Here is a 333-nt window from a genome sequence, read left to right as displayed (position 1 = left end):
CATCGAGGTGCGCGACGTGCTCGTCGACGGAGAACCGGTGGAGGGGGCCGTCACCGGCGCCGGCTGGGGGGTCTCGCCCGACGCCTCCGCCCCCGAGGCGGTCACCCGGCTCAGCGACGAGGGCGGCGTGCTGCGCATCGAGGCCGCCGCCGAGGAGCCCGCGATCCTCCAGCTCACCGCCGGCGACCTGCCCGCGGCCCTGCCGGTCGTCAAGGGGGTCGACGCGCGCACCGAGCCCGACCCCAACGCCTTCTCGACCAGCTCGCCGCTCAGCTTCCCCGTCGACCCGGTGGTCGAGGCCGCCAGCGTGCCGCTGCTGGGCCCGCGCGGGCT

General features: G+C 77.5%; 1 protein-coding gene. It reads left to right on the top strand.

The window, feature by feature from the left end; all coding sequences use genetic code 11:
* Positions 1–16 precede the first annotated feature (16 nt).
* Positions 17–333, top strand: a 317-nt coding sequence (locus QWY29_RS19955; protein ID WP_300962986.1) for a hypothetical protein, incomplete at its 3' end; no start/stop codon positions are given.

The organism is Nocardioides abyssi, from assembly GCF_030412915.1.
Classification (GTDB): Bacteria; Actinomycetota; Actinomycetes; order Propionibacteriales; family Nocardioidaceae; genus Nocardioides; species Nocardioides abyssi.
This window is presented reverse-complemented; position numbering and strand designations above follow the sequence as displayed.